The sequence below is a fragment of the Stenotrophomonas sp. genome (assembly GCF_050737575.1).
In the GTDB taxonomy this organism is placed as follows: domain Bacteria; phylum Pseudomonadota; class Gammaproteobacteria; order Xanthomonadales; family Xanthomonadaceae; genus Stenotrophomonas.
Window position 1 is genome coordinate 26769 of record NZ_JBOHXW010000005.1, and the last position, 23872, is coordinate 50640.

The 23872-nt window shown below is 64.2% G+C and carries 20 protein-coding genes, 1 tRNA gene and 1 pseudogene; 8 read left to right on the plus strand and 14 right to left on the minus strand.

The features are described 5' to 3' along the window. Positions 1-21: 21 nt before the first annotated feature. The 5 genes from ACREP4_RS10770 to ACREP4_RS10790 all read right to left on the minus strand — a co-directional run bounded on the left by ACREP4_RS10770 (position 22) and on the right by ACREP4_RS10790 (position 3762). Positions 22-465, minus strand: coding sequence for a hypothetical protein (locus tag ACREP4_RS10770; protein ID WP_431596183.1), 444 nt, complete (start codon positions 463-465; stop codon positions 22-24). 231 nt (positions 466-696) lie between these two features. After that, the gene (rimK, locus tag ACREP4_RS10775; protein WP_431596184.1) at positions 697-1572 is read right to left on the minus strand and encodes a 30S ribosomal protein S6--L-glutamate ligase; all 876 of its coding nucleotides are present in this window, start codon (positions 1570-1572) and stop codon (positions 697-699) included. Further along, the gene (locus ACREP4_RS10780; RefSeq protein ID WP_431596185.1) at positions 1572-1754 is read right to left on the minus strand and encodes a hypothetical protein; all 183 of its coding nucleotides are present in this window, start codon (positions 1752-1754) and stop codon (positions 1572-1574) included. The genes rimK and ACREP4_RS10780 overlap by 1 nt, the downstream gene beginning before the upstream one ends. Positions 1755-1758: 4 nt before the next feature. Beyond that, positions 1759-1832: transfer RNA gene (locus ACREP4_RS10785), tRNA-Gly, on the minus strand. Between the two features lie 142 nt (positions 1833-1974). After that, entirely contained in the window at positions 1975-3762 is a 1788-nt protein-coding gene (locus tag ACREP4_RS10790) for an autotransporter outer membrane beta-barrel domain-containing protein (protein ID WP_431596465.1), read from the minus strand. A gap of 169 nt (positions 3763-3931) precedes the next feature. Between ACREP4_RS10790 and thiS the strand changes: the two genes are divergently transcribed. From thiS to ACREP4_RS10810, 4 genes are all read left to right on the plus strand, one after another. After that, positions 3932-4132, plus strand: a complete 201-nt coding sequence (gene thiS / locus ACREP4_RS10795) for a sulfur carrier protein ThiS (RefSeq protein WP_431596186.1) — start codon at positions 3932-3934, stop codon at positions 4130-4132. A 179-nt stretch (positions 4133-4311) separates the two neighbouring features. After that, a complete protein-coding gene (locus tag ACREP4_RS10800) occupies positions 4312-5106 on the plus strand; it encodes a thiazole synthase (protein WP_431596187.1) in 795 nt (264 codons plus the stop codon). Further along, on the plus strand, positions 5106-5873 hold the full coding sequence (gene trmB / locus ACREP4_RS10805) for a tRNA (guanosine(46)-N7)-methyltransferase TrmB (RefSeq protein WP_431596188.1): 768 nt from the start codon (positions 5106-5108) through the stop codon (positions 5871-5873). Before ACREP4_RS10800 ends, trmB begins: the two co-directional genes overlap by 1 nt. 119 nt (positions 5874-5992) lie before the next feature. Further along, positions 5993-7840: an SLC13 family permease gene (locus ACREP4_RS10810; RefSeq protein ID WP_431596189.1), complete on the plus strand. Its 1848-nt coding sequence runs from the start codon at positions 5993-5995 to the stop codon at positions 7838-7840. 70 nt (positions 7841-7910) lie between these two features. Here the strand turns inward: ACREP4_RS10810 and ACREP4_RS10815 are convergent, their stop codons facing one another. Continuing rightward, positions 7911-8249, minus strand: coding sequence for a Rieske (2Fe-2S) protein (locus tag ACREP4_RS10815; protein ID WP_431596466.1), 339 nt, complete (start codon positions 8247-8249; stop codon positions 7911-7913). Positions 8250-8433: 184 nt separating this feature from the next. On the opposite strand from ACREP4_RS10815, the gene ACREP4_RS10820 reads away from it, so the two are divergent. The 3 genes from ACREP4_RS10820 to mscL all read left to right on the plus strand — a co-directional run bounded on the left by ACREP4_RS10820 (position 8434) and on the right by mscL (position 10108). Continuing rightward, complete coding sequence (locus tag ACREP4_RS10820) at positions 8434-8715, plus strand: hypothetical protein (RefSeq protein ID WP_431596190.1); 282 nt, start codon at positions 8434-8436, stop codon at positions 8713-8715. Between the two features lie 213 nt (positions 8716-8928). Next, complete coding sequence (locus ACREP4_RS10825) at positions 8929-9633, plus strand: fumarylacetoacetate hydrolase family protein (RefSeq protein ID WP_431596191.1); 705 nt, start codon at positions 8929-8931, stop codon at positions 9631-9633. A gap of 58 nt (positions 9634-9691) precedes the next feature. Continuing rightward, positions 9692-10108 (plus strand): large-conductance mechanosensitive channel protein MscL, encoded by a 417-nt coding sequence (gene mscL / locus ACREP4_RS10830; protein WP_431596192.1) that lies wholly within the window; start codon positions 9692-9694, stop codon positions 10106-10108. Between the two features lie 65 nt (positions 10109-10173). On the opposite strand, the gene ACREP4_RS10835 is transcribed toward mscL, so the two are convergent. Next, positions 10174-11157: a hypothetical protein gene (locus tag ACREP4_RS10835; RefSeq protein ID WP_431596193.1), complete on the minus strand. Its 984-nt coding sequence runs from the start codon at positions 11155-11157 to the stop codon at positions 10174-10176. 280 nt (positions 11158-11437) lie between these two features. On the opposite strand from ACREP4_RS10835, the gene ACREP4_RS10840 reads away from it, so the two are divergent. Continuing rightward, positions 11438-12853 (plus strand): M28 family peptidase, encoded by a 1416-nt coding sequence (locus ACREP4_RS10840; RefSeq protein ID WP_431596194.1) that lies wholly within the window; start codon positions 11438-11440, stop codon positions 12851-12853. Positions 12854-13338: 485 nt separating this feature from the next. Here the strand turns inward: ACREP4_RS10840 and ACREP4_RS10845 are convergent, their stop codons facing one another. The 7 genes and pseudogenes from ACREP4_RS10845 to cysD all read right to left on the minus strand — a co-directional run bounded on the left by ACREP4_RS10845 (position 13339) and on the right by cysD (position 23860). Then, a complete protein-coding gene (locus ACREP4_RS10845) occupies positions 13339-14187 on the minus strand; it encodes a TrmH family RNA methyltransferase (protein ID WP_431596195.1) in 849 nt (282 codons plus the stop codon). A gap of 15 nt (positions 14188-14202) precedes the next feature. Further along, positions 14203-15648 carry an alanine/glycine:cation symporter family protein gene (locus tag ACREP4_RS10850; RefSeq protein ID WP_431596467.1) on the minus strand — a complete coding sequence of 482 codons (1446 nt, stop codon included), beginning with the start codon at positions 15646-15648 and terminating at the stop codon, positions 14203-14205. A gap of 145 nt (positions 15649-15793) precedes the next feature. Next, positions 15794-15922 (minus strand): annotated as a pseudogene (locus ACREP4_RS10855) (GNAT family N-acetyltransferase); the annotation flags it as partial. Positions 15923-16267: 345 nt separating this feature from the next. After that, positions 16268-19393 (minus strand): efflux RND transporter permease subunit, encoded by a 3126-nt coding sequence (locus tag ACREP4_RS10860; RefSeq protein ID WP_431596196.1) that lies wholly within the window; start codon positions 19391-19393, stop codon positions 16268-16270. After that, complete coding sequence (locus ACREP4_RS10865) at positions 19390-20472, minus strand: efflux RND transporter periplasmic adaptor subunit (protein ID WP_431596197.1); 1083 nt, start codon at positions 20470-20472, stop codon at positions 19390-19392. Before ACREP4_RS10865 ends, ACREP4_RS10860 begins: the two co-directional genes overlap by 4 nt. Positions 20473-20891: 419 nt before the next feature. After that, a complete protein-coding gene (gene cysN / locus ACREP4_RS10870; RefSeq protein WP_431596198.1) occupies positions 20892-22775 on the minus strand; it encodes a sulfate adenylyltransferase subunit CysN in 1884 nt (627 codons plus the stop codon). After that, positions 22775-23860, minus strand: a complete 1086-nt coding sequence (gene cysD, locus ACREP4_RS10875) for a sulfate adenylyltransferase subunit CysD (RefSeq protein ID WP_431596199.1) — start codon at positions 23858-23860, stop codon at positions 22775-22777. The genes cysN and cysD overlap by 1 nt, the downstream gene beginning before the upstream one ends. Positions 23861-23872: the final 12 nt, after the last annotated feature.

Below are 23872 nucleotides of genomic sequence, written 5' to 3' on the forward strand. Positions count from 1 at the left end.
GACGAGTTCCGCATGCCTACATTATTTTTCGGCGGTCTGAGACGTCCGCTGATTGCGCAGCACGTCCACTCCGTTCTCACGAGCTTCCCGACGCTGTGCAACCGTGATGCAGATGTTCTGCGGTCGATTGCTTCCCACCGGACGCTCCCTCCTGCAGATCAGACGGCTATCTTCCCGCGCTTTGACCAACAAAGAGTTCACCAGTTCCTGATCATTGAAAACAGCCAACTTTTCGGTTTCGGCTAGTCCAGTCGCCGACTTCTCCTGGTACACACCATTGATGCGATCAAGCGCTGCAATGACGCGCTCACGCTCCTCTCGATCAATCTCACTGTAAACCTCTCCTTTGCCTAGATCAGCGAGGATACGTTCACGCTGTTCCTGGAAAGGCTTGCCTTCCTCAAGCGGCACATTCACATGTGATGCTGCGAAAGACGACATCGGCAACGAAATCAAAGCGATCATGAGCAACTTGCAGTACATACGCCCCCCCTTATGAAGAAAATGTGTGAGCTCCCTAGCTTCCAAGTTTTAGCAACTATCGTCCATAAAACAAGGCCCTGGCGAAAACCGCCAGGGCCATAAGAATTCCCGATCACCGGACCCACTGAGGAGTGGCTGGGCACAGTGGGTGCAGGCTAGAACCAAGCGGATTAAGGGGTTGTTAAATCCATGCAAACAAATTGCAGGGCCGCCTCAGCGCTTGAGCTGGGTCACGTACTCGATCATCTGCCCCGCCACATCGCCGCCCGAAACGCTCTCGATCCCCTCCAGCCCCGGGGTTGAATTGACCTCCAGCACCAGCGGGCCGCGCTGGGAACGGATCAGGTCCACGCCAGCGATCCCCAGCCCCAGCGCCCGTGCTGAACGCACCGCCACCTGTTGCTCGGCCTTGCTGCAGACCACCGCATCGGCGGTGCCGCCGGCATGCAGGTTGGAGCGGAAGTCGCCGTCCTGGGCCTGGCGGCGCATGGTCGCCACCACCCGGTCGCCCACCACCAGGCAGCGCAGGTCCGCGCCCTGCGCTTCGGCGATGAACTCCTGCACCAGGAAGTTGGCATACAGGCCACGCAAGGCCTCGACCGTGCCCTTGGAAGCGCTGAGCTTCTCGGTGAGGATCACGCCCCTGCCCTGCGTGCCTTCACTGAGCTTCACCACGTGCGGTGGCGGACCGAGCATGGAGAGCAAGTCGTCGGTGTCATCCGGGTTGTCGCCGAACACCGTGACCGGCATGTCGATGCCTTTGGCGGCCAGTATCTGGTGCGCCCGTAGTTTGTCGCGCGCGCGCAGGATCGCGTCGGAAGGATTGGGCGTGCGCGTGCCCATCATCTCGAACTGACGCAGTACCGCCGTGCCATAGCGGGTGACCGACGCGCCGATGCGGGGAATCACCGCATCAAAGCCGGTCAGCGGCTTGCCCTTGTAATGCATGCCGAAGCCATCGGCGGTGATCCGCATATAGCAACGCAGGGGATCAAGAATCCGCACCGTGTGGCCGCGTGCACGACCGGCTTCAACCAGGCGTCGGGTGGAATAGAGCTTGCTGTTGCGGGAGAGGATGGCGAGTTTCATCACGGCGATGCCGAGCAGGAGGCGCGCAGCATAGCGCGCTGCACGCGGGCCATGACGAAGATCGCAAACGCCGTCATCACCGCGCCGAAGCGGGCGGAGCCAAGACACCACGAGAGGAGGTTTGCGGCCGATGCAATGGCAAGGGCCAGTGGCGGAAAACGCCAGAGATTGAACCGCTGCATGCGGTGGAGCGGGTGAAGGGAATCGAACCCTCGTCGTAAGCTTGGGAAGCTTCTGCTCTACCATTGAGCTACACCCGCACAGCGTGGCAAGTCTATGCGGCCCGGCCCATTCTGGGCAAGCGCGACAGCGCCGGGAAGCCGCTAACAGCGACAAACAGAGAAAGGCAGCGGTAGCCGCTGCCTTTCCTGTATTCGCACTGCGTCTGGTCCTACGTTGCGCTTAGAAGCCGCCGCTGAAGCTGGCGAACAGCGTGGCGTCACGTGCGGACTTCTGCAGCGTGGTGGTGCTCAGGCCGATGTTGCTGTTCAGCCCCCACAAGGTCACACGCGCACCGAGTACGGCTGTTGCGTAGTCGCGGTCGAACGTCAGGCCCGGCACTTTGTAGCTGCCGACGTCGGCCACGGTCTGCAGCCACGCGCTGGCCTGCTTGCCATCCTCGAACTCGTGGTCATAGGTGACCTGCACATACGGCTGCACGGTGCCGCCGTCGAAGCGTGCCTGCCAGCCCAGACGGCCAACCGTCGAGTCGACGTCCTGGTCGCCGTAACCCAGCGCGGTGGCGCTGGTGTTGCTCTCGGTGTAGCCGTCGAGCTTGACCTTCTGCCAGATCACCGCAGCCACCGGCCCGTGACGGAAACCGCCCTGCTGGCCGAACTCGTAGCCGGCGTTGATCGCGGCGGTCAGGTTGCTGCCGTCCGGCGAACCGGTGTGCTCGCGGGTCGCCGGGCCGAGCTGGACCTTGCGGGTCACGTCGTAGCCCAGCCAGCTGTAGCTGAGCTGGCCGTTGACCCACATGTTGTCGCCGTACCAGCCTGCGAACAGACCCAGCGTGGTGTCATCCTGGGTGAAGTCGCCCTTGTTGTTGCCGAAGTCGGCGTTCATGCGGCCATAGCCGGCGAAGCCGCCGACGACCATGCCGTCACGCGCCCAATCCACACCGAACAAGCCGGCCGGTGCCATGCCGTCGTACAGGTCAGCGTGGGCGTAGCGCTGCATGTCGCCACGCAGGTTGCCCCACCAGGCCAGGCCATCGTCCGGACGGCCCGCCAGATGCATGCTGACCTGATCGGCGCGCGCGCGGCCGGTGGTCTGCGCCGAGTGGCTCAGGATCTGCTGGAAACGCGGTGCTTCCAGCACCGAGATGGCGTACTCACCGAGAATCCGGTGCGCCGCGGTGGACGGGTGCACGCCGTCGGCAAACACATAGGTGTCGGCGGCGTTCGGGTTGACGAGGGTCAGCGGGTTGCAGGTCAGCGACGATATCGAGGTGCAGGCCATGTCGGTGACGTTGGTGAAGCCGTAGGCACCCGGCGTCGCGACGATTTCCTGCAGGATGGTGAAGGTATCCAGCGGGATGAATTCAATACCCGCCTGCTTCAGCCCGCCATACAGCGCGTCGTTGTAGAGCTTGGCGATGGCCGTGGCCTGGCCCATGCCCTGTGCACCACCGGCACGCGCCATCGGTGTCAGGCCGATATCCGGCAGATTGGGCACCAGCACATAGTCCGCGCCAGCAGCCTTCAAACCGCCGACCAAGGTGATCTGGTCCGTCACCGCCGCACCGATGATGGCCTGCGCCTGTGCGGGTGCCGCCTGCGCGGCGAACAAATCGTTCGGGCCGCCCCACACGGTGTACAGCGCATTGGCGTCTGCCTTGCCGCCATTGGCTGCCAGGTAACCGGCGGCCTGAGTCTTCAGCGACGGGGTCAGACCCAACTGGCCGACGTCATCCACGCCCACGCGGGCGCCGCCGACGGCGTAGTTGTCGCCGGTCTGGCCGTTGCCGTTGGGCTGGGAATTGGTGCCGTAATGGTCGGCCAGATAGTCGGCCCACACCCAGCCCGGGTTGGTGGTGAAGCGGCCGACGATGGCGGCGTTCGGGTCCTGCTTCATCAATAACGGGCGAAAGTAGCCAGTGTCGGTCAGGCTGTCGCCGAAGAACACGGTCTTGGAGAACGGTGACTGCGCCATGGCCGGCACGGCGGCCAAGGCAATTGCGACGGCGATGACCGAACGCAGCGGGCGGGAAACAAGGGACATGTGAAACTCCTGACGTGAGGGAAACGGCGGCATACGCCGCCGCACGGTGTTAGTTTTTCATTCCGGCGTAAGAGTCACACGCTGCGCCGCCGCAAGACCGCTGGGCTTTTGTGGTGGCACTGGCGAAAATGCCCGCATGAACATCCAACTCAACGGCGAAACCCGCCCGCTTCCCGCCCCGCTGACCCTGATCGAACTGCTGGCTGCCGAGGGCTTGGCCGAGCGCCGTGTGGCGATTGAGGTCAACCAGGAAATCGTGCCGCGCAGCCAGCACGGCGAGTACCAATTGCAGGACGGCGATGTGGTCGAAATCGTGCACGCGCTGGGCGGCGGCTGAGCACGGGCTGCCGCGGGAGCGCCCTTGGGCGCGAAACCGACGAACTGAAAAGCAGGACGCTCTTCTGATTGGGCAATGCGGTATCCGGCGTTGGAGACTGTGTCAGCTTCACGGTTTCGAGCCACGGCTACCGAGCGATGCGAGGCATTTGACGGCCGTGATGGGTGATAATTCGGCGCATGAACGCAAATGCTCCTACTGATTCGCTGGTCATCGCCGGCAAAACCTATTCCTCCCGGCTGCTGACCGGCACCGGCAAGTTCAAGGATCTGGAAGAAACCCGCCTGGCCACCCAAGCCGCTGGCGCCCAGATCGTCACCGTTGCGATCCGCCGCACCAACATTGGCCAGAACCCGGGCGAGCCCAATCTGCTCGACGTGCTGCCGCCGGACCGCTACGCCATCCTGCCCAACACCGCCGGCTGCTATACCGCCGAAGACGCGGTGCGCACCTGCCGTCTGGCCCGTGAACTGCTGGACGGCCACAACCTGACCAAGCTGGAAGTGCTGGGCGACCAGAAAACCCTTTATCCGGATGTGATCGCCACCCTCAAGGCGGCCGAACAGCTGGTCAAGGACGGCTTTGACGTCATGGTCTACACCTCCGACGATCCGATCCTGGCCAAGCGCCTGGAAGAAATCGGCTGCGCTGCGGTGATGCCGCTGGCCGCGCCGATCGGCTCCGGTCTGGGCATCCAGAACAAGTACAACCTGATCGAGATCATCGAAAACGCCAAGGTGCCGATCATCGTCGATGCCGGCGTCGGCACCGCTTCGGACGCTGCCATTGCAATGGAGCTGGGCTGCGACGGCGTGCTGATGAACACCGCCATCGCCGGCGCCCGCAATCCGGTACTGATGGCCAGCGCCATGCGCAAGGCCGTGGAAGCCGGCCGCGAGGCCTTCCTGGCCGGCCGCATTCCGCGCAAGCGTTACGCCAATGCGTCCTCGCCGCTTGATGGGTTGATCGGCTGATGACCAATCCTTTTGACAGCGCCGGTTCCAAGGCACCGCCCAAGCCCTTCACCGTGACCGAAGGCCGCCGCGAGGTTCGCAGCTTCGTGCTGCGCCAGGGCCGCTTCACGCCTGCCCAGCAACGCGCGTTCGACGACCGCTGGCCGCGCTTCGGCATCGACTTCGATGGGCAGCCGCGCGACCTCGACGCCACCTTCGGCCGCAGTGCGCCCAAGGTGCTGGAAATCGGCTTCGGCAACGGTGCGGCGCTGCGTTATGCGGCGCAGTTCGATCCATCCAAGGATTACATCGGCATCGAAGTGCATGCGCCGGGCGTTGGTCGCCTGCTCAATGCCTTGGCCGATGACAACGCCGACCACGTCAAGCTCTATCACCACGATGCGGTGGAAGTGCTGGAGAAGGAAATCGCCGACGGTGCGCTGGACGAAGTGCGCATCTACTTCCCCGATCCGTGGCACAAGAAGCGCCACAACAAGCGCCGCCTGCTGCAGCCGGCGTTCGCCGAGTTGCTGGTGCGCAAGCTGCGCCCCGGCGGTCGCCTGCATTGCGCCACCGACTGGGCCGATTACGCCGAGCAGATGTGGGACGTGCTGGATGCCACCGCTGGCCTGGTCAATCGCGCCGGCCCGCGCGGCAGCGTGCCGCGCCCGGATTGGCGCCCGCAGACCCACTTTGAAACCCGCGGCCAGAAGCTCGGCCACGGCGTGTGGGATCTGCTGTATGACAAGCCGGAAACCGGGAACGGGGAATCGGGAATGGAGGCGTAATGACAGCTTCCTGCTCTACGGGAACCAAACTGGGCGCAAGCCGCGCAGCACGGGCTGATGTGCGCGGGGAATTTCATTCCCTGCTCCCCATTCCCCGCTCCCTGATCGCCCAGCCCTAAATGGACACCGCGCTGACGCTGACAACCGACATGAAGCTCGTTCTCGGGCTGGTCGGTTTCACGATGGCGATGTTTCTGTTCGAGCGCATCCGCGCCGACGTGGTCGCGTTGGTGGTGATGGTGGTGCTGGGCGTGACCGGTTTGATCGCGCCGGAGGAAATCTTCGGCGGCTTCTCCGGTAACGCGGTGATGAGCATCATCGCCACCACCATTCTGGGCGCCGGGCTGGACCGCACCGGCGCGCTGAATCGATTGGCCGGCTGGTTGCTGCGGCGCTCGCATGGGCTTGAGCAGCGGCTGTTGTTGCTGACCACCGCCACCGCCGGCTTGAACTCTTCGTTCATGCAGAACCCGTCGGTGATGGCGTTGTACCTGCCGGTGGCATCGCGCCTGGCGTCGCGCACCGCGCTCACGCTCAAACGGCAATTGCTGCCGATTTCCGCCGCCATCGTGATGGGCGGCGCGCTGACCATGGTCGGCAACTCGCCGTTGATCCTGCTCAACGATCTGTTGATGTCGGCCAACAACAACCTGCCGTCCGGCACCGCCACCATCGAGCCGCTGCGGATGTTCGCGCCGCTGCCGATTGGCGTGGCGTTGCTGATCGCTTCGTTGCTGTACTTCCGCTTCTACGGCAGCGCCAAGCTGAAGGAAGAAGAAGGCGTCAGCGAAGACGGCCAGGCACCGGCGCGTACCGAAAGCTATTTCGCCAAGGCCTACGGCATCGAAGGCGATGTCTTCGAGTTGCTGGTCACCGCCGAAAGCCCGCTGGTCGGCATGACCGTCGGCGAAGCCGAGAACGTGTTCGACGCGCCGCTGTTGCTGGCGTTGAAAACCGGCAACGACACCCGTTTGTCGCCGCCGGCAGACATGCGCATCTGGGTTGGCAGCGCACTCGGCGTGATGGGCCCACGCCAGCAGGTTTCCGACTTCGCGCAGAACCAGTTCCTGCGCATGTCCTCGCGACTCAAACAATTGGGCGACCTGTTCAACCCGGCCCGCGCCGGTATTTCCGAAGCGGTGATTCCGCCCACTTCGCGCGTCATCGGCAAGACCGCCGGTGAACTGCGTCTGCGCAAGGAGCGCGGCATCAGCCTGTTGGCGATCAATCGCGACAAGCAGGTGATCCGTGAAGACGTGCGCAACACGCCGCTGCGGGCCGGCGACATGCTGGTATTCCACAGCATCTGGCAGGACCTGGCCGCGGCGGCGGAAAGCCGCGATTTCGTGGTGGTCACGGACTACCCGAAGGGCGAACAGCGCCCGCACAAATTCAAGATTGCGATGGCCATCTTCGCCATCACCATCATCATCGCGCTGACCTCGCATCTGCCGGTCGCGCTGACGTTGCTCACCGGCGTGGCCGGCATGTTGCTGACGGGCGTGCTGCGCATGGACGAGGCCTACGCGTCGATCAACTGGAAAACCATCTTCATGATGGCCGGATTGATTCCGCTGGGCTGGGCGATGGACAGCAGTGGCGCGGCGGCGTGGATCGCCGGTCACACCATCGACAAACTGCCCGCCGGCATTCCGGTGTGGGCGCTGGAACTGGCGCTGGCGTTGTTGACCACCGCGTTCTCGCTGGTGATCAGCCACGTCGGCGCGACCATCGTGATGGTGCCGATTGCGGTGAATCTGGCGTTGGCGGCCGGCGGCAATCCCACCGCATTCGCGTTGATCGTGGCGCTGTCGGCCTCCAACAATCTGATGACCGCGTCCAATCCGGTCATCTCGATGGCGATGGGCCCGGCCAAGTACACGCCGCGCGAAATGTGGCGCGTCGCTGGGCCGCTGTCGCTGCTCTACACGCTGATCGTCGTGGTGATGATCAACCTCATGTTCTGAGCATCCACTCGCCCGCGCAGGAGCGGCTCAAGCCGCGAAACCCGCCATCGGCGAACACCAGATCATCCACTCAACCCAGCAACACACGCCCATCGCGGACCTGCACCGGCACGGCGCGCAGTGCATCGCCCCGGCACGGGCCGGCGACGCAGACGCCGCCCTGCAACTCGAACGAGGCGCCGTGGACAGCGCACACCAGATGGCCTTCGCGGCTCTTCAGGAATTGGCCCGGCGCCCAGTCCAGCGCGCGCCCGGCATGCGGGCAGACGTTCAACCACGCACGCACCTGGTCACCGTCGCGGTACAGCACCAGCGTTTCCGCATCACCATCGAGCACGGCCGTCACCGCGTGAAAACCCTGATCCGGCAAGGCCTCAAGCCGCGCCAATTCAGTTTCGGAGGAGTGCATCGTGGTCATTGGAACACCGCATCAATCTGGGGCGCGATTGTCGCATGCGTGTCGCACTCAGATGGACGAAGCATGACTCAGCGCATGTCTTGCCCGCTAAGTGGCCAAAATTTAACGACAACTTCACGCATTGCCCGGCGTCGGCACCGATACTCCTTCGCAGACATACGGTCACCAGATCTTCATGCACATTCGCTACGTCCAGTTTTCCAAACTCCGCAACCTGTTCGCGCCGCGCAAGCCGCGCAATCCACTTGTGCGCATCGTCCTGGGCCTGCTCGGCCTGGCGATTCTGGCGGTGTTGATCGTGGCCGGCGTGTTTGTCGGCGCGGCGATGATCCTCGTCGGCATCGGCTGGAAGCTGCTGGCCTCGCGCAAGGCGCGTGCCGCCCGCAAGGCAGCGCCCAATGTGGTCGATGCCGAGTACAGCGTGGTTCGCAAGGCGGCATTGCCGCAGGCGCACTAAACGCGGCGCGCCTGGCGCCCCTGCACCGTTTGCACCAACACCTCAAGATCCTGCCATGTGCGGGATCTTTTGTTTTGGGAATGATCCAACTCGGCTTCATCCCACGCCGTGCGAACTTTTCAGTTCCGCCCTGTCACCCGCAGCGTGCAATGTGCCGCTGGGCAGCGGGGCTGATCCGCTAGACTTCGCTGTCGTTTCACTGCGGACAACACCATGACCGATCTGATTCCCGCCCTGCCCCAGCCCCGCGTGCCGGTGGCCGGTGGCGGCACCTTCCCTGTGCACCGCATCTATTGCGTGGGCCGCAATTTCGCCGATCACGCACGCGAAATGGGCGCTTCTGCACCCGCCTCTGCTGCCGAGCGCGGCCAGCCGATGTTCTTCATGAAGCCCGCCGATGCGGTAGTCATTGGCGATGCGCCGGTGCCGTATCCGTCAGGCACGGCCGACCTGCATCACGAGGTCGAGCTGGTGGTCGCGCTGGGCAAGGATGCGCCGGCCGGTGTGCTGCCGCTGGACGATGCGATGTCGCTGGTGCTGGCCTATGGCGTCGGCCTGGACCTGACCCGCCGCGATCTGCAGGCCGCAGCCAAGGCCAAGGGCGGTCCATGGGATATCGCCAAGGGCTTCGACCACTCCGCGCCGATCAGCACGCTGGTGCTGGCCGACCAGGTCGGTGAACTGTCGCCGCTGTTGCTGTCGTTGGAAATCAACGGGCAACCACGCCAGCGCTCGACGCTGGACCAGATGATCTGGAACGTGCCGGACATCCTGCATGAGCTGTCCAAGTTGTACGCGCTGCGTGCCGGCGACCTGGTGTTCATGGGCACCCCGGCCGGTGTCGCTGCGCTGCAGCCGGGCGACCGCTTCGATGCACGTCTGGGCGAAGTTGCCCGCTGCACTGGCGTGATCGCCTGATGACACGCACTGGAGTACGCTGCGGCGGCTCCCCTACATGCAAACTCTGGAGAAACACATGGGAATGATCAGCGAATTCAAGGAATTTGCGATGCGCGGCAACGTCATCGACCTGGCGGTCGGCGTCGTTATCGGTGGTGCGTTCGGCAAGATCGTCACCTCGCTGGTGGACAAAGTGATCATGCCGCCGATTGGCTGGCTGATTGGCAATGTCGATTTCTCCAACCTGTCCTGGGAGCTGGCCGCTGCCAGGATCGGCGCCGATGGCAAGGAGATTCCGGCGGTGGTGATCGGCTATGGCGATTTCATCAACACGATGATCCAGTTCATCATCGTGGCCTTCGCGATCTTCATGTTGATCAAGGTGCTCAACAAGCTCTCGCGCAAGAAGGCCGAAGAACCGGCCGCACCGGCCGAGCCGAGCGAAGAAGTGCTGTTGCTGCGCGAGATCCGCGACAGCCTCAACAAGCACTAAGCCCTCCGCATCAACGAAACGGCCAGGTGCAGTGCGCCTGGCCGTTTTTGCTTCATCTCGCCACGCTAGAACGTCGCCGTCATCGACAGCATCGGGCTGACATAGGACGCACTGTTACGGCCGCCCGGCAGCGACGCCTGCAGCCCGGCCAGCACACCGACATTGTTGTTGATGATGTACTCCATCGCCGGCGCAATGCTGAAACTGCGGCTGCGCAAGCCTGTCTGGCGAACTCCGATCCGCTGCCCGTCCTCGCTCAAGCCACTGCCGCTGACGATGGTGCGGCCTTTGCTGCTGGCAGTCAGGTCCAGCGCCGACACCCAATTGCGATTGATGCTGTATTCCATCCCCAACAGCGCGCTGCGGCCAGCGCCCAGTCGAGCCTGCCCCGCGAAGCCCGCATCGGTGCCATACACGCTGCTGTCATGAACCGACACACGGCTGGGTGACGGCGTCCAATTCGCCTGCCAGCGCCAGCGCAACGGACGGTCATTGGGCATCCACAGCACCTGCTGGCCCAGCAGTGAGAGCCCGGTGCCGTGACTGCCACTGCCACGTCCGTTGAGGACGTTGTCGTTCAACCGGTCATGTTTCCCGGTGGCCAGCGACTGGTTCAACATGGCGCTGATCGTCATCTTGCTGCTGATCGCATCACCGGGCCGCAGCACATACTTCAGTCGCGCCACGCCGTCGCCCATGCGCACGCCATCGGCATGTTGCTGCCCTACGGATGCTCGGCCGCCGTTGAACTGCAGCTCGCCATTCAGGCGCTCGCGGATGCCGTATGTCATCACAATGGTGAGCGCTGAATCCCGGCTGCGCGCATCCACCGCATGTCGATCGCCAGCGTCGTCGTAGCGGCCGTCGGTACGCGTATAGATCACATAGGGTTGGACAAAAAACATCCCCGGCGGCAGCGCCTCGGGGCTGGCGGTAAGCAACGGCCCGGTAAAACGCGCGTCGTCCATTGAATGTGCCTGCGCCGAAGCGCCTGCCGTCACCATCGCAATCGTCAACAACAGCGCGCTAGCGCTGGCTCCATCTCTCATCATGTACTCCTGTCTGTGCCACCGATTTGGTGGGTGCGCAGGTTCATTTGTAATGGCGCGATATCACTGCGCGGAAAGGGCGAGGAGGCATGTCTTGATGCAAAAACTCTCACTTCATCTCAACCACTGTTCGCATTTGATACAACGGCAATGCCGTCGGCCGCGTCATCGCTTGCTGTGTGGCAAATGCGCCACGCTCTGTCGCGTTCCTAAACCAACTGCACATGGCCAGCAAAACGATCACTGATACGCTCCTCCGACTACTCCCGGAGTTGATCAGATGCGCCGCACCGCCCTTGCCCTTGCCACCCTGCTGCTCTGCGCTTCGGCCGGAGCAGCAAACACACGTATTCCCGATTCCGCCCTGAGCACCGCGAGCCAATTGCGTGAGCAGGCGTTGGCCGACAGCACCGGCTGGCAGGTGGTGGAATCGCTGACCACTGAAATCGGGCCGCGTATGGCGGGCAGCGAAGCCGATGCACGCGCGGTGGAATGGGCCAAGGCCAAGTTCAAGGCGTTGGGCTTTGACAAGGTGTGGACCGAGCCGGTCACCTTCCCGAAGTGGGAGCGCCGCAGCGAGCACGCCGTCGTGCTCGGTACACATCCGCAGCCGCTGACCATCACCGCGCTGGGCGGCAGCCCGGCCGGTACGGTGGAAGCCGAAGTGGTGCGTTTCGAGGGCCTGGATGCACTGAAGGCGGCGCCGGAAGGTTCGCTGGTTGGCAAGATCGCCTATGTCGACTTCACCATGACCCGCAAGCGGGATGGCGCTGACTATGGCATCGGCGGCACCGTGCGCAGCCGTGGCCCGTCCGAGGCGATCCGCAAGGGCGCCATCGGTTACATCATGCGTTCGGCCGGCACCGATTCGCATCGCATGCCGCACACCGGCATCACCCGCTTTGACGAAGGCCTGACGCCGGTGCCGGCAGCGGCGTTGTCCGGCCCGGATGCCGACCAGCTCAACCGTTTGCTCGCACGCGGCGCTACCCGCATCCGCATCGCACTGGATTGCGGCTGGGACGGCAGCTACACCTCACAGAACGTGATCGGTGAGATCACCGGCCGCAGCCTGCCCAAGGAAGTGGTGGTGATCGGCGGACACCTTGATTCGTGGGACTTGGGCACCGGCGCGATTGATGACGGCGCGGGTATCGGCATCACCATGGCCGCCGGTCACCTGATCGGCCAGCTCAAGCAGGCGCCCAAGCGCACCATCCGCGTGATCGCCTTCGCCAACGAGGAACAGGGGCTGCACGGTGGCAAGGCCTATGCGGCGGCGCGGGTGAAGGCCGGCGAGATCGTGCAGCAACACATTGCCGCTGAAAGCGACTTCGGTGCCGGGCGCATCTATGCGTTCAACACCGGCTCGGGCAACCCGGCGGAATCCCGCGAAGCCAGCCGCCAGATCGGCGAAGCACTGGCGCCACTGGGCATCGAGTACCGCCCGAACGAGGGTGGCCCCGGCCCGGACGTTGGCCCGCTGGCCGCCAAGGGCGGTGCCTGGGCATGGCTGGCGCAGGACGGAACCGACTACTTCGACCTGCACCACACCCCGGACGACACCTTGGACAAGATCGACCCCAAGGCGCTGGCGCAGAACGTCGCCGCGTACACGGTGTTCGCCTATCTGGCGGCGGAGTCGGAAGGCAGCTTCGGCAGTGAAGCCAAGGATGTGGTGCCGCCGAAGGAGTGATGGCGGCGAGCTGCTTTCCTGCTTGCACAACCTGATGGCATCGAATCTCGACAAGCCCCTCTCCCCTCGCGGGGCGACGGAGAGCAGCTTGCGAATCATTGATTCGCTGCTCTCCTAGCGCCTTCGCGTCTAGCGAAGGCCGGGGCGCGGAGCGGGGGTTGGGGAGAGGGCATCGAAGCCAGCCAAACGAATAAGCCGCAAGAGGCCCGAAGTGCGCGCCAAGCTCCTCCCAGACAAAGTTGAGAGCGCCCTCATCCGCCCCTTCGGGACACCTTGCTCAGCGCCCCGGCGTATGTGGCGTTCAACCATGCACGAGCCAGTGGCTCGTAGGCCGCATGCCTTCACCCCGCAAACGGGAGAAGAGCTGGAATCAAACATTTCTACCTGGTTGACGGCATAGCAGTGCTTCGCAGCCGATGCCGCGCCGACGATGGAAACAACAAAGGCGCTCAAGGCGCCTTTGTTGTTTCATGCAATTGGATCGATCAACGCTTGGCTTGACGGCTGCACCAGCTGGACAGCAACACCGCCGTGGCCGATGCCACGTTCAAGCTTTCCACCGCGCCCGTGCCGGGAATGGACAGACGCAGATCGCAGCTCTGCGCGAAGCCGCGGTCCATGCCTTCGCCTTCGGCGCCCATCACGTAGACCAGGCGCTCGGGCAAGGTGGTGGTGAACAGGTTGTCGCCATCTTCCACCAACGTTGCTGCCAGACCGAAGCCGGCATCACGCAGCTGCGCGACCGCCTGCGGCAGTGCCGGCAAGCGCACCAGCGGCACCGACTCGGCGCCACCTTCGGCCACGCGCGCAGCGGCCCCGGACAGGGCCAGCGTCGATTCGGCCGGCAGCAGGATCGCCGAAACACCGAAGTGCGCGGCCGAACGCAAAATCGCGCCGAAGTTGTGCGGGTTGCCCACGCCGTCCAGCCACAGCGCCAGCGCCGGACCTTCATCACCCAGTGTTGCCAGCCATGCGGCAAGCGCCAACGGTTCCTGGCGCAGCACATCGGCCACGACACCTTCGTGATGGGTGGTGGCGGCCAGCTTGTTGAGGTCGCCGTCGGCAACCACGCGATAACCGACGCGGTTGGCCACGCACCATTTCAGCAGCGGCTGCATGCGCGGAATCATGTCCTCGGCCAGATACAGCTTGCGCAGCGCTTCCGGGCGACGGGCAAACATGGCCTGCACGGCATTGACGCCGTACAGACGCAGTTCGTCACTGCCGCGCACTGGCGGGCCGCCGGTCCCGTCGCGATCGCGAGGAGTGGCCGGCAGGGGCGTTGCCCGCGGCGGGCGGACGGAAGGACGACGGTTGTTCCAGGGATTGCTCACTGCTGTTGTGCTCGCTTACTTGTTGCTGCGCCAGAAATCGGCGTTCTTGATGCCCAGGGCATCCGGATTGAAGACAGGGTCCAGGCCCTGCTTCTTCTGTTGTTCGTAGTCGCGCAGGGCCAGCATTGCCGGCTTCTGCAGGATCAGGATGGCGATAACGTTCAGCCAGGCCATCAGACCGACGCCGATGTCACCCAGCGCCCACGCCATTTTCGCATTGTGGAACGCGCCAAACACCACCATGCCCATGATGCCCAAACGCAGCACCAGCGTTGCCGCCGGGTGGGTGCGGTTGCTGCCAGCCAGGTAGGTCAGGTTGGTTTCGGCCATGTAGTAGTAGGCCATGATCGTGGTGAAGGCGAAGAAGAACAGCGCCAGCGCGACGAAACCGGCACCCCAGCCCGGCATCACCGATTCCACCGCCGCCTGGGTGAACAGGGCGCCTTCGGACGGCGCCACGCCCGGCACGCCGGTAACGATGGCTTCCAGCTTGGTGACGCCGCCCACGGTCACTTCGCGGAACACGTTGTACATGCCGGTGGACAGCACCAGGAACGCGGTGGAGGTGCACACCAGCATGGTGTCGAAATAGATGGCGAACGCCTGCACATAACCCTGCTTGGCCGGGTGCGAGACCTCGGCGGCGGCGGCGGCGTGCGGGCCGGTGCCCTGGCCGGCTTCGTTGGCGTAGATGCCGCGCTTGACGCCCCAGGCGATGGCCTGGCCGATGATGCCGCCGAAGGCCGCATGCGCACCAAACGCGCTGCTGAAGATGTCGGCGAACATCGTCGGCACCTTGCTGGCGTTGAGCATCATCACCACGATGGCCATCAGGATGAAGGCCAGCGCCATGAACGGCACGATCACTTCGGCGAAGCTGGCAATGCGCTTGACGCCGCCGAAGATGATGATGCCCAGCAGAGTCGCCACCGCCAGACCAATCCACAGCTTCATGCTGGCCACGCCGCCCATCGAGGCGCAGGCATCGGCGCCGGTGCACAGCACGTTGACCGCGCTGTCGGCGATGGCATTGGCCTGCACGCCCGGCAGCAGGAAGCCTGCCGCAACGATGGTCGCCAGCGCGAACGCGGCGGCGTACCACTTCAGGCCCATGGCCTTTTCGATGTAATACGCCGGGCCACCACGGTAGCGGCCTTCAGCGTCCTTGACCTTGTAGATCTGGGCCAGCGTGGATTCCACATAGGACGTGGAAGCGCCGAGGAAGCCCATCACCCACATCCAGAAGATCGCGCCCGGGCCGCCGTAGGCAATGGCGGTCGCCACGCCGGCGATGTTGCCGATACCCATACGCCCGGCCATCGACATGGCCAGCGCCTGGAAGGAGGACACGCCGGCTTCGGACTTCTGCCCGCGCACGGTGAGCCGGCACATTTCGGCAAAGCCGCGAATCTGCATGAAGCGGGTGCGCACGGTGAACCACAGGCCCGCGCCCAGACACATGAAGATGAGCGCATTGCTCCAGATGATGCCGTTGATGTATTCGACGATAGATTCCACGTAGTTCCCCGGAAAGCTGAAGGTGAGCAAGCCCCGGGTCCCGGGACCGACCGATTCTTCCACGATTAAGCCGCGATGTGCAGGGCCCTTACGGCAATTGCAGAATTGACCCAACACGAACGAAGCAGCGCATGCCGCGCAGTGCACCGTCCTTGAACACCGCTTGGCGCTCCACGCCTTCTTCGACGAATCCGTTCTTGAGCAGCACCCGCGCCGAGGTCATGACGCTTCGCTCCGGCTACAGGCAAGGAAAAAAGAGCGTCCCTCATCCGCCCCTTCGGGGCACCTTCTCCCGCTCGCGGGAGAAGGGAAACAGCGCGGCTTCCCGCTCGCGGGAGAAGGGAGACGGCGAGGAGTCTTCCCGCAAACGTAGGCTGGGGTGGAATCCCAGCACAGCGCCCCTCATCCGCCCCTTCGGGGCACCTTCTCCCGCTCGCGGGAGAAGGGAAACAGCGCGGCCTCCCGTTCGCCGGAGAAAGGAGACAGCGCGGCCTGCCGTTCGCGGGAGAAGGGTGAGAGCGTGGCTTTCCGCCGGCGGGAAACGCTTCCCTATCACTCACCGTCAGGCATGGCCGCCAACCGACGGGGTCTGCTTTTCCAACTTCTCCAACTCGTTGGCCACCGTTTCCGGCGACTGCGTGTACGGCGCCAGCAAGGCGTAGAACGCCGGCACCACAAACAACGACAGGAAGGTGGAAACAGCCACGCCGAAAATCACCACGATGCCGATGGTGCCGCGGCTGGCCGAACCCGGGCCGCCTGCGGCGACCAGCGGAATCGCGCCGACCACGGTGGCGATCGAAGTCATCAGGATCGGACGCAAACGCACCACCGAGGACTCAACGATGGCCTGATGCACGTTGCGGCCTTCATCGCGCAGCTGGTTGGCGAACTCCACGATCAGGATGCCGTTCTTGGCGGCCAAGCCGACCAACATGACGATGCCGATCTGACTGAACAGGTTGAGCGTGCCGCCGCTGATATACAGACCGACAAACGCACCGAGCACGCCCAGCGGCACGGTCAGCATGATCACCAGCGGGTGGATGAAGCTCTCGAACTGTGCGGCCAGCACCAGGTACACCACCAGCAAGGCCATCGCGAAGGTCAGCAACACCGCGCCGCCAGCACTCTGGTATTCGCGTGACTCACCCTTCCAGTCGATCTGCGCGTAGTCCGGCAATTCCTCGCGGGCCACGTCCTGCACCCAGGCAATGGTTTCACCCAGCGTGTGGCCGGGCGCGATGTTGGCGCTGATGGTGATCGCACGCAGGCGGTTGAAGCGGTTGAGACTGCCGGCTTCAGCCACTTCGCTGAGGCTGACCAGGTTGGACAGCGGCACCAGTTCGCCCGAACGTGCGCGCACCTGGATGGCGGCAAGATCGGCCGGCGAAGTGCGGCCTTCGCGACCGGCCTGCACCAATACGTCGTATTCCTCGCCGTTGTCGACGAAGGTGGTGACGCGGCGCGAACCCATCATGGTTTCCAGCGCGCGACCAATGTCAGTGACCGAGATACCCAGGTCGGCCGCACGCTGGCGGTCGATGTTGACCCGCATCTGCGGGCGGGTTTCCTTGTAATCCGAATCGGGGCCGACCAGACCGGGATAGTCGGCCATGCGGGCCAGCAGGCGATCACGCCACTGTGCGATTTCCGCATATTCCGGGCCGCCCAGCACGATCTGGAACGGCTGGCCCATGCTGCGCACCAGCCCGCCGCCGACCATCGTGCGCACGCGCACGCCACTCAGGTCGTTGAGTTCTTTCTGCAGGTCGTTGGCCACATCGGTGGTGGCTTCGGTGCGGCTGCGCCACGGCTGCAGAAACACGCTGATGCGGCCGGTGTGCATTTCTTCACTGTTGCCCCAGCCACCGGGTACGCGCGGGTTGGCGCGGACGATGGGCTCATTCGGGCCGACGAACTGCGAGACGATCTGCTCGACCTGCTGCACCTGGCCGACGGTGTAGTCGTAACCGGCGCCTTCCGGGCCGTCGATCACGATCTGGAACGAGCCACGATCCTCGGCCGGTGCCAGCTCCGAGGGCAACAGTTTGAACAGGCCCCAGCTGGTGCCGAGCGCGGCCAACATCACCAGACCGAAGATCCAGGTGCGCTGCACATGCTTGTCCAGCACGCGGCCGTAAGCGCCTGACACGCGCTCCAGCTGGCGATTGATGAAGCCATGCAAGCGACTGGTTTTTTGCTCGCTGTGCGGTTTGAGCAGCTTGGACGCCATCATCGGCGTCAGCGTCAATGCAACGAAGGCCGACAGCGCCACCGCCGATGCCAGCGCCACCGCCAATTCACGAAACAAGCGTCCGGTGTTGCCTTCCAGGAAGCCCACCGGCAGGAACACCGCAACCAGCACCGCCGTCGTCGCGATCACCGCAAAGGCGACCTGCGTGGTGCCGCGCCGTGCAGCAACCAAGGGCGGCTCGCCCAGGTCGATGCGGCGCTGCACGTTTTCCACCACCACGATGGCGTCATCCACCACCAAGCCGATACACAGCACCAGCGCCAGCAGGGTGAACAGGTTGATCGAGAAGCCAAACGCAAACAGCGCGATGAACGCCGCAACCAGACACACCGGCACCGTCACTGCGGGAATCAATGCCGCGCGCAGGCTGCCAAGGAACAACCAGATCACCACCAGCACCAGCAGCATGGCTTCGGCCAGCGTCCAATACACGCGCTCGACCGCCGCCTCGATGAAGGTGGTGTTGTCGAAGGCGACGAAAATCTGCGTGTCTTTGGGCAACGTCAGGCCGATGCGTTCGGCCTCGGCGCGGGTGGCGCGGGCCACGTCCAGCGCGTTTGCAGTGGACGTCTTGACGATGCCCAGGCCGATGCCCGGCTCGCCGTTGCTGCGGTAATAAGCGCGGCGCTCGGACGAGGCCAGTTCGACCTTGGCGACGTCGCCCAAGCGCACCACGTAGCCGTCATTGCCCTTGCCCAGCGGGATGCTGGCGAAGTCGGCCGGTGCCACATAGCTGCGCTCCACGCGCAGGGTGAAGTCGCGGTCGGCCGACTCGATGCGGCCGGCCGGCAGTTCCACGTTTTCGTTGCGCAGCGCGGTTTCCACCTCGCCAACGGTCAGCCCGCGTGCGGCCAATTGATCGCGGTCCAGCCAGATGCGCATGGCGTAACGCTGGCGGCCGCCGATGCGCACCTGCGCCACGCCGTCGATGCTGGAGAAGCGGTCCACCACATAGCGTTCGGCGTAGTCGCTGAGCTCCAGTGTGTCCATCGCCGAGGAGGCCATGTTGAACCAGATGATCGGGTCGGCGTCACTCTCGACCTTGGCGATTTCCGGCGGACGCGTTTCTTCCGGCATGCGGTCGGCAACGCGGCTGACCGCATCACGCACGTCGTTGGCGGCCGCTTCGATATCGCGGTTGGCGGTGAACTCGATGCTCACCGACGCACGGCCGTTGGTGCTGCGGGCGTTGATCGTGTCGATGCCTTCGATGCCGGCCAGCGCATCCTCCAGCACCTGGGTGACGCGGCTTTCGATCACCGCCGCCGAGGCGCCGGTGTAATCCACCGATACCGACACGATGGGCGGATCGATGGCCGGCAACTCACGCAAAGTGAGGCGGTTGAACGACATCACGCCCAGCACCAGCAGCAACAGGCTCATTACCACGGCCAGCACCGGCCGCTTGATCGAAAGATCGGACAGCTTCATCCGGCGCTCGCCTTCGCAACCGGCGCGGCAGCCTTGGCCGGCTTGGCATCCTGGACACGAATGCCCGGGCGCAGCTTGCCGGTGCCATCAATCACGATGCGCTCGCCGACAGCCAGGCCATCAATGATTTCCACCACGCCGGCGCGGCGGGTGCCGGTGCGCACATCCACGCGCTCGACGCTGGCATCGTCCTTGACCCGATACACAAAGGAGTCACGGCCGACCTGCACCACCGCGATTTCCGGAATCACCAGCGCCTGCCGCTCGGGGCGGAACAAGCGCACGTCCAGCAACATGCCGGGACGCAGCGCGTGATCGGTATTGGCGAAATCGGCGCGCACGGTGACCGCGCGGCTGCCCGGATCTACCCGTGCATCAATCGTGCTGACGTCACCTTCAAAACTGCGGCCCGGGTAAGCGATGCTGCTGCCGGTGACTTTGTCGCCGGGCTTCAGCGAAGCCAGCTCGGCCTCGGGCACCTGGAAGTCCACATGCACACGCGAGATGTCATCGAGCGTGGCGATGGCGGTGGTCGGACTGACCAGCGAGCCGGGACTGATCTGGCGAATGCCCAGTACGCCAGCGAATGGCGCACGCACTTGACGATCGGTGATGTCCGCACGCATCTGCCGCACGCGGGCTTCGGCGCCGTCGCGGATCGACTTCTGCGTATCCAGCGTGGAATGCGCCACCAACTGCTGCGCCGCCAATTCACGCTGACGCAGGTACAGACGGTCGGCTTCGGCAAAGGTGGCCTGCGCCTGCGCCAATGCCGCCTGCTGTGCGTCGCCACGCAAGGTGACCAGCGGGGTTCCAGCAGTGACCTGCTGGCCGCTATCAAAGTGCACCTTGTCGACGATTTCGCTGACCTTGGCGGTGACGATGATCGACTCACGCGCCTTGGCGGTGCCGATGGCCTGCAGGGTGTCGTTCCAGGCCGATGTCTGCACCAACTGGGTGGTGACAAGCACGGCATCGCCCGCGCTACGCGGCGCTTCGGCGCCTTTGCGATTGCAACCGGCCAGTGCCAGCGCCAAGACAGTGCCACCCACAACGGTGACGGCAAAACGCCCCAACATACACAGTCCTGTCTGATACACGATCAAGCACTCTAGCGGCGGGAGATGACGGGCGAATGTGCCGTTAGGGGGGGTAACGAAAACTTATGCCTGAATTGGCGCGCGGAGCTTTGGCTTTAGCGTTGATTTTGGCTTTGGCTTTACTCCCTTCTCCCGTTTACGGGAGAAGGTGGTGCGCAGCACCGGATGAGGGGAGCTTTTCACGCTTACTACCTTGATGTCGGCCAGCAGCTGCCCTCATCCGCCCTGCGGGCACCTTCTCCCGCTCGCGGGAGAAGGGACTTCAAGAGCAGCAGCCTGGCACCCTGCTGGTCTTCGGCTTCGGCTCTACTCCCTTCTCCCGCTCGCGGGAGAAGGGACTTCAAAAGCAGCAGCCTGGCACCCTGCTGGTCTAGGGACTTCAAGAGCGCTAGCCCAACTCAACCCTGCTCCAGCACCTTAAGCACCTGCTCCACCATCACCGGCACGCTGTCGCTGTCGGCGCGCAGGTGCAGCTCCGGGGCTTCCGGGGCTTCGTAGGGCGAGTCGATACCGGTGAAGTTGGGAATCTGACCAGCGCGTGCTTTGCGGTACAGCCCCTTCACGTCGCGGGCTTCCGCCACTTCCAGCGGCACATCGACGAACACTTCGATGAACTCGCCCGCCTCGAAGCGCTCGCGCGCCATCTGCCGCTCGGCGCGGAACGGAGAGATGAAACTGACCAGCACGATCAAGCCAGCGTCGGCCATCAGCCGCGCCACTTCGGCCACGCGGCGGATGTTCTCCACGCGGTCCTCGTCGGTGAACCCCAGATCGCGATTCAAGCCGTGCCGAACGTTGTCACCGTCCAGCAGGAAGGTGTGCCGGCCCTGCGCGTGCAGGCGCTTTTCCACCTGATTGGCGACGGTGGACTTGCCGGCGCCGGACAAGCCGGTGAACCACAGCACCTTCGCCTGCTGGCCCTTGATACGGGCGCGGGCCGCCTTGTCCACGTCCAGATGCTGCCAATGCACGTTGCCGGCGCGGCGCAGGGCGAAATCCAGCGTGCCAGCCGCGACCGTGGCATTGGTCTGGCGGTCGATCAGGATGAAGCCTCCCAGCGCGCGGTTCTGCGCATAAGGCGCAAACGCGACCGGCTCATCCAAGGCCAGGTTGCAGTAGCCGACTTCGTTCAGTTCCAGACGTTTTGCGGCCAGCCGCTCCTGCGTGTTCACATCCACGCGGTGCTTGATCTCACTGATGCTGGCCGACACGGTACGGCTGCCGATCTGCAACCAGTACGGGCGACCCGGCAACAGCGCAGCATCGTCCATCCACAGCACATGCGCGGCGAACTGGTCGGCCACTTCCGGCGGATCATCCGCGGCGGCGATCACGTCGCCGCGACTGACATCCACTTCGTCGGCCAGCGTCAGCGTCACCGCCTGCCCCGCCGAAGCCACTTCCAGCGGGCCATCCGGGCCCAGCACCTGCTTGACCGTGGAACGGCGCGCGGATGGCAATACCACCACCGCATCGCCGACGCGCACCTGGCCACCGGCGATGGTGCCGGCAAAGCCACGGAAATCCTGATTGGGGCGATTGACCCACTGCACCGGCAAGCGCAGGCCACTGGCCGCGTCGCGCGCACCGAGCTGTACCGTGTCCAGGTGTTCAAGCAGGCTGGGGCCGGCGTACCACGGCATCAACGTCGAACGTGTGGACAGGTTCTGCCCTTCCAGCGCCGACAACGGAATGGCCTGCACATGGGCGATGCCCAACTGCGCGGCCAGCGCCTGATAGTCCTCGCGGATACGCGCAAATACCTCGGCGTCGTACTCCACCAGATCCATTTTGTTCACCGCCAGCACCACGTGCTCGATGCCCAGCAGCGAGATGATGTAACTGTGCCGGCGGGTCTGCGACAGTAGGCCCTTGCGTGCATCCACCAGCACCACGGCGACATCGGCAGTGGACGCGCCGGTCGCCATGTTGCGGGTGTACTGCTCGTGCCCGGGGCAGTCGGCGACGATGTATTTGCGGCGATCGGTATCGAAGTAGCGATACGCCACATCGATGGTGATGCCCTGCTCGCGTTCGGCGGCCAGGCCGTCGAGCAGCAGCGCGTAATCGATGCGTTCGCCCTGCGTGCCGTGACGGCGACTGTCCGCTTCCAGCGCGGCCAGTTGGTCATCGAACAGACGCTTGCTTTCGTACAGCAAACGGCCGATCAACGTGCTCTTACCGTCATCAACGCTGCCGCAGGTGATGAAGCGCAGCAGCGGCTTGGTTTCGTGCTGCTGCAGGTAGGCAGCGATATCGGTGGAAGTGGCAACCGCGCCCATCAGAAATACCCCTCGAGCTTTTTCTTTTCCATCGAGGCGGATTGGTCGTGGTCGATCAAGCGGCCCTGCCGTTCGGAACTGGTGGACACCAACATCTCGGCGATGATTTTTTCCAGCGTGTCGGCGTCCGATTCAATGGCGCCGGTCAGCGGGTAGCACCCCAAGGTACGGAAGCGCACCTTGCGCAGCTGCGGCACTTCGCCCGGATGCAGCGGCAGGCGTTCGTCATCCACCATGATCAGGCTGCCGTCGCGCTCAACCACCGGCCGCTCGGCCGCGAGATACAGCGGCACCACCGGGATTTTTTCGCGGTAGATGTACAGCCAGATATCCAGCTCGGTCCAGTTGGACAACGGAAACACCCGCACGCTCTCGCCTTGATGGATGCGCGCGTTGTACAGGTTCCACAGTTCCGGGCGCTGGTTCTTGGGGTCCCAACGGTGGCGATCGTTGCGGAACGAGAACACCCGCTCCTTGGCCCGCGACTTTTCCTCATCGCGGCGCGCACCGCCGATGGCGGCATCGAACTTCCACTTGTCCAGCGCCTGCTTCAGGCCCTGGGTCTTCATCACATCGGTATGCACGCTGGCGCCGTGCGTCACCGGGCCGACGTTCTGGGCGATGCCGTCCGGGTTGATGTGCACCCGCAGCTCGGTGCCGGTCTCGGCCACGCGGCGGTCGCGGAAGGCGATCATCTCGCCGAACTTCCAGCGCGTGTCCACATGCAGCAGCGGGATCGGCGGCACGCCGGGGGCAAAGGCCTTCAGCAGCAGATGCAGCAGCACCGAGCTGTCCTTGCCCACCGAATACAGCAGCACCGGGTTGTCAAAGGCGGCGGCGACCTCCCGCAGGATGTGAATGCTTTCGGCTTCCAGCCGGTCGAGGTGGGACAAATGTGCGTTGGCAGTCATTGCGCGGGCAGTTGGAGGCGAAGCCTGGAGGAAGGGTAACAGCGTGGCCGGCCGGAACCGGGGCAGGACGGCGAGTGTGGGGCGGCAACCCGGCCGGTTGAAATAAACGCAGGGCATGAAGCGATAACCGCTGATCCTTTCCGCTTGCCCGCCCGCCTCCCTAGCATCGGTCATCCCTAATCAGTC